The sequence below is a fragment of the Microbacterium sp. genome (assembly GCF_049661145.1).
Classification (GTDB): domain Bacteria; phylum Actinomycetota; class Actinomycetes; order Actinomycetales; family Microbacteriaceae; genus Microbacterium.
Genome location: NZ_JBASZT010000446.1, coordinates 1 through 5,126 on the forward strand (window position 1 = coordinate 1; position 5,126 = coordinate 5,126).

The 5,126-nt window shown below is 70.9% G+C and carries 5 protein-coding genes and 2 pseudogenes; 4 read left to right on the forward strand and 3 right to left on the reverse strand.

The features are described from left to right. The 3 genes and pseudogenes from WBP48_RS18305 to bcp all read left to right on the forward strand — a co-directional run. Nucleotides 1-368: pseudogene (locus WBP48_RS18305) on the forward strand (3-phosphoshikimate 1-carboxyvinyltransferase); the annotation flags it as partial. A 13-nt stretch (nucleotides 369-381) separates the two neighbouring features. Further along, the gene (gene rsgA, locus WBP48_RS18310) at nucleotides 382-1,422 is read left to right on the forward strand and encodes a ribosome small subunit-dependent GTPase A (protein ID WP_424442209.1); all 1,041 of its coding nucleotides are present in this window, start codon (nucleotides 382-384) and stop codon (nucleotides 1,420-1,422) included. 243 nt (nucleotides 1,423-1,665) lie between these two features. Next, the gene (gene bcp / locus WBP48_RS18315; RefSeq protein WP_424442210.1) at nucleotides 1,666-2,133 is read left to right on the forward strand and encodes a thioredoxin-dependent thiol peroxidase; all 468 of its coding nucleotides are present in this window, start codon (nucleotides 1,666-1,668) and stop codon (nucleotides 2,131-2,133) included. A 112-nt stretch (nucleotides 2,134-2,245) separates the two neighbouring features. Here bcp and WBP48_RS18320 read toward each other — a convergent pair whose 3' ends face one another. Continuing rightward, nucleotides 2,246-2,623 carry a histidine kinase gene (locus WBP48_RS18320; RefSeq protein WP_424442212.1) on the reverse strand — a complete coding sequence of 126 codons (378 nt, stop codon included), beginning with the start codon at nucleotides 2,621-2,623 and terminating at the stop codon, nucleotides 2,246-2,248. Between the two features lie 287 nt (nucleotides 2,624-2,910). Here WBP48_RS18320 and WBP48_RS18325 point away from each other — a divergent pair, with 287 nt between their 5' ends. Further along, complete coding sequence (locus WBP48_RS18325; RefSeq protein WP_424442213.1) at nucleotides 2,911-3,159, forward strand: WhiB family transcriptional regulator; 249 nt, start codon at nucleotides 2,911-2,913, stop codon at nucleotides 3,157-3,159. A 113-nt stretch (nucleotides 3,160-3,272) separates the two neighbouring features. Here the strand turns inward: WBP48_RS18325 and WBP48_RS18330 are convergent, their stop codons facing one another. Further along, a complete protein-coding gene (locus WBP48_RS18330; RefSeq protein ID WP_424442214.1) occupies nucleotides 3,273-4,763 on the reverse strand; it encodes a sensor histidine kinase in 1,491 nt (496 codons plus the stop codon). Between the two features lie 27 nt (nucleotides 4,764-4,790). Beyond that, nucleotides 4,791-5,126, reverse strand: a pseudogene (locus WBP48_RS18335) (hypothetical protein); the annotation flags it as partial.

Here is a 5,126-nt window from a genome sequence, read left to right on the forward strand (position 1 = left end):
ACCTCGACCTGACGGCGGCGAGCGAACTGACGCCGACGCTGTTCGCCCTCGCCGCCTTCGCCGACGCGCCCACGACGCTGCACGGCATCGGGCACATCCGCGGCCACGAGACCGACCGCATCGACGCGCTCGTCGCAAACCTGCGCGCGCTCGGCGGCGACGCCGAAGAGTTGCCCGACGGCATCCGCATCACTCCCGCCCCGCTCCATGGCGGCGTGTGGCGCGCTCACCACGACCACCGCATCGCGACGGCGGGCGCCCTCGTCGGGCTGCGTGTGCCCGGGGTCGAGATCGACGACATCGGCACGACCGCAAAGACCATGCCGGAATTCCCCGCCCTATGGCATGCGATGCTCGCCGCCGAGTAAGCGCGGGCACCCGATGAGCTGGTTGGACGACCTCGATGACGATGACGAGCCCGCCTTCGACGAGGCGGATGTGCGCGTGCGGCCGAACCCCAAGGCCAACCGCCCGCGCACCAAGCGCCGTCCTGCGCACGCCGACGCGCAGGTCGCGCGCGTGCTGGGCGTCGATCGCGGCCGCTATACAGTGCTCGCCGACGAGGACGGCTCCGACGAGCGTGCCGTGCTCGCCTCGCGGGCCCGCGAGTTGCGCACGCAGCCGATCGTCACAGGCGACCGCGTTCGCATCGTCGGCGACGCGAGCGGGACAGAGGGGACCCTGGCGCGCATCGTGGGCATCGAGGAGCGCACGTCACTGCTGCGCCGCAGTGCCGACGACACCGACCAGGTCGAGCGGGTCGTCGTCGCCAACGCCGACCAGATGCTCGTCGTGGTCGCCGCGGCCGACCCCGAGCCGCGTCCCCGCCTCGTGGACCGCTACCTCGTCGCAGCGCTGGATGCCGGCATCCATCCCCTCCTCGTCGTGACGAAGACCGACCTCGCCGACCCGGCGGACTTCCTCGCGCACTTCGAAGGACTCGACGACCTGGAGGTGTTCACGAGCGGACGAGGGCGCATGCCGGTCGCGCGGATCGGCGAACGCCTCGTCGGGCACGCGACGGTGTTCGTGGGGCACTCCGGTGTCGGCAAGTCGACCCTCGTCAACGCGCTGGTGCCCTCCGCCGAGCGCGCGACCGGCCATGTCAACGAAGTGACCGGCCGTGGCCGCCACACGTCGAGCTCGACCGTCTCGCTGCGGTATGTCGGCGAGCGCGCCCGCGGCTGGGTCATCGATACGCCGGGGGTGCGCTCGTTCGGGCTCGGCCACGTGGACCCTGCGAACATCCTGAGAGCCTTCAGCGACCTCGCGGCCGTCGCCGAGGAGTGCCCGCGGGGCTGCACGCACCTGCCGGATGCCCCCGACTGCGCGATCGTCGAGGCCGTCGCCGAGGGGCGCCTGGGCGAACGGGGCGCGGCGCGGCTGGACTCGCTGCAACGTCTGCTCACCACCTTCTCCTGACCCGAAAGTCTCGCATCCCCGACGCAGACTTTCTCGCCCCACGGCGCGGCAGCGCCACTGAAGAGCTGATGCGAAAGTCTCGCCTCCCCTGGGCAGGTTTTTCTTGCCCCCACGCCGCGGCAGCGCCCCTGAAAAGCTGACTCGAAGTCTCGCATCCCCGAGGCAGACTCTCTCGCCCCACGGCGCGGCAGCGCCCCTGACAAGACGAGCAGTGCGGCGACGTCTCGGGCATAGGCTGATTGCATGCCCCGACTCGAGCCCGGATCCCCCGCCCCCGACTTCACCCTCGTCGATCAGGACGAGGGACCCGTGTCCCTCCACGATCTGCGCGGCCGCGCGGTCGTGCTGTTCTTCTACCCGGCGGCGATGACTCCCGGCTGCACGACGGAGGCGTGCGATTTCCGCGACAGCCTCGCGCCGCTGCAGGCCGCGGGATACGCCGTCGTCGGCATCTCCCGTGACGAACCGGCGAAGCTCCGAGAGTTCCGCGAGCGAGACGGCCTCACGTACTCGCTGCTGAGCGACCCCGACCACGCCGTCCTCGACGCGTACGGGGCGTGGGGCGAGAAGATCAACTACGGCAAGACCATCGAGGGGGTCCTCCGTTCGACCGTCGTCGTCGACCCGGACGGGATCGTCGCCCACGCGCTCTACAACGTGAAGGCGACGGGCCACGTCGCTCGGGTCCGCAGCCTCCTCGGCGTCGGCTGACCGTCGCGTGCATCGCGCCGCCTCGCGGAGCGAGACGGCAGATCGGCGAGACGGCGTGCGACGCGCGGCGTCTCGTCGCGGATGTCCCGTCTCGGCGCGGCTACCGCATCGATCAGCGCCTGCTCGCGGCCGCACGCGTCGCGAGGATGAGCAGCACCAGGCCGAGAACCGCCGGAACCGCGAGCACGACGGCGGTCGCCGGCGCCGGCGCCGGGCCCGTGAGCGCACCGAAGGAGACCGCCAGCAGCAGCAACTGGGCGACGATCCCGCCGGATCGCCCCCATGACGCGCCGCGCGCGACGGCCACGGCACACGCAGCCAGTCCCGCCGCGCCGACCGCGGTGAGGACGACGAGCGCGACCGAACTGCCGACGTCGGCGGAGTCGCCGGAGACGAGCGCCATGACCTCCCAGCCCGCCAGCACCAGCAGCGCGATGCTCTGCAGGGCGAGGATGCCGGCGGCGAGGCGCTCCACGGTGCTCATCCTCATGCGAGCACGATCCTTCGTCCGGCGCCGACGGCAGTGCCGGCATCGCGAGCGCCGAGACGGACGGCGCGAGCCAGGGGCACGAGGATGTGCAGGCGATGCACAGCAAATCGCACAGGAAATGCCACGTTCACCCTTGATTCATCTGAATAGCCGTGGGACCATGGATATATCCGTGTGCTCCCACAGCGAAGTGGGGCGAGCATTTGCTCGCACACCCACCAGGGTACCGGACGCCTGGCGTCGGACCCACCCGAGACTTCTCAATCCCGCATCAAGGAGCACCCCCTATGGATTGGCGCGATAAAGCCGCCTGCCTGGCCGTCGACCCCGAGCTCTTCTTCCCCGTCGGGAACACCGGGCCCGCCGTCGACCAGATCGAGAAAGCCAAGGCCGTCTGCGCCCGTTGCACGGTCACCGAGATCTGCCTGCAGTACGCCCTCGAGACCGGTCAGGACTCGGGCGTATGGGGCGGGCTGTCCGAAGACGAGCGCCGCGCTCTGAAGCGCCGCGCTGCCCGCGCCCGCCGCGCGTCCTGAGTCCGGCGCGACGGCCCACGCCGACGCTCGAGCGGTCGTTCGCGCGCCGAGAAGCCGTCAATCTGCCGCGATCACCGGGCAAGTAACGCCACGCCGCCCTCAGCCCGCACGCCTCAGCCCGCGCGCTCGATGTAGCGCATCGGGATCTCTATCGTCACCTCGGTGCCCGAGCCGACCAGGGTGTGCCAGTCGATCGTGCCGCTGAGCTCGCCCTGGATGAGAGTGCGCACGATCTGCGTCCCGAGCCCCCGGCCGACCTGCCCCTCGGGCAGTCCCACGCCGGTATCGCGCACCCGCACCGACAGCTGATCGTCGGTGCGCAGCGCGATGATCTCGACCTCGCCCTCCTGGTCGGCCAAGCCGTGTTCGACGGCGTTGGTCACGAGCTCGGTCAGCGCCAGGGCCAGCGGCGTCGCATACTCGCTCGGCAGCGTCCCGAAGGTCCCCGTCTTCTGAGTGCGGGCGCGGGTGTTCGGCGACGCCGCCACTTCGGCGACGAGCTTGAGCACGCGGTTGAAGACGTCGTCGAAGTCGACGTTCTGCGCGAGTCCTTCGGACAGGGTGTCGTGCACCACGGCGATCGCTGACACGCGTCGCATCGCCTGGATCAGCGCGTCACGCGCCTCGTCGGAGTGCGTGCGCCGGGACTGGATGCGCAGAAGCGATGCCACCGTCTGCAGGTTGTTCTTGACGCGATGGTGGATCTCCCGGATCGTCGCGTCCTTCGTGATGAGTTCCTGCTCCTGGTGCCGGATCTCGGTGACGTCACGGCAGAGCACGATCGCACCGATACGGGTGCCGCGATCCTTGAGCGGGATCGTCCGCAGCGACACCGTCACGCCGCGCGCCTCGACGTCTGCCCGCCACGGGGCGCGCCCCGCCATGACGATGGGCAGCGACTCGTCGAACTGCCGTCCCTTCGGGAGGATGCCGGTGGTCACCTCCAGCAGCGACTCGCCTTCGAGCTCGTCGTCGAATCCCAGCCGGTTGAACGCCGACAGCGCGTTGGGGCTCGCGAAGGTGGTGACGCCGTCGACGTCGACGCGGATGAGCCCGTCGGAGGCTCGGGGCGCGCCGCGGCGCGGCGAGGTCGGGGCCGCGAGGTCGGGAAAGTCGGCGGATGCGACCATCCCGAACAGGTCATCGGCGCAGTCGTTGAACGTGATCTGCTGCCGGGACGGGGTGCGGGCCTCACCGAGATTGGTGTGTCGAGTGAGGACCCCGACGACGCGCGGCGGACGATCCGCCACGCCCAGTTCGCGTACGATCGGCACCGCGCGCACGCGGGTGGGTGTCTCCTCGAACCAGTCCGGCGACGCCGAATCGACGATGGTCGCGCGCGTGAACGCGTCGCGCACCTGAGTCCGCCACTGCGGGCGGACCAGGTCGCCGACGATGTCGCGGTAGAACAGGGTCGCCGCGCCCGACGGTCTGGCGTGCGCGATCGCGACGAACGAGTCCGTGGCCGTCGGCACCCAGATCACGATATCGGCGAAGGCGAGATCGGCCAGCAGCTGCCCATCGCCGGCCAGGCGGTGCAGCCATTCGACGTCCGCGTCGGTGGAACGGCCCTGGGCATAGACGAGATCGCTGAGCGTCGACACGCTTCCCAGCCTATGGCGGACGCGGTCTCAGGCGGTGCGGGTGGCACGTCGCCCGCGAGTGGCGCGCCGCGACGTCTCACGCCCGTCGGCTCCGGCCTGCGACGCCTGTCGCACCGGCACGGGTGGATCGACGGCCTCCCCGACGAAGCGGCGGATTGCTCCCGACAACGCGGATCGACCCGCGACGAGTCCCACCGGCGCGGCTGCGAGGACCCCGGCATCCGTCGCCTTGGGGTCCCACGGCACGAACCAGACCTCGCCGACACCCAGGTAGCGCTCGAGCGTGCGGCGCAACTGCCCGCGCGCGTCGAGGCCGAGCGTGGCCGCGCGCGTCTTGTTGGCGAGCACACGCACCGGCGACGC

Excerpts from the sequence above, each read along its gene's own strand:
- rsgA (WP_424442209.1), top strand. The coding sequence starts at position 382 with ATGAGCTGGTTGGACGACCTCGATGACGATGACGAGCCCGCCTTCGAC.
- WBP48_RS18320 (WP_424442212.1), bottom strand. The coding sequence starts at position 2,623 with ATGAGGATGAGCACCGTGGAGCGCCTCGCCGCCGGCATCCTCGCCCTG.
- bcp (WP_424442210.1), top strand. The coding sequence starts at position 1,666 with ATGCCCCGACTCGAGCCCGGATCCCCCGCCCCCGACTTCACCCTCGTC.
- WBP48_RS18325 (WP_424442213.1), top strand. The coding sequence starts at position 2,911 with ATGGATTGGCGCGATAAAGCCGCCTGCCTGGCCGTCGACCCCGAGCTC.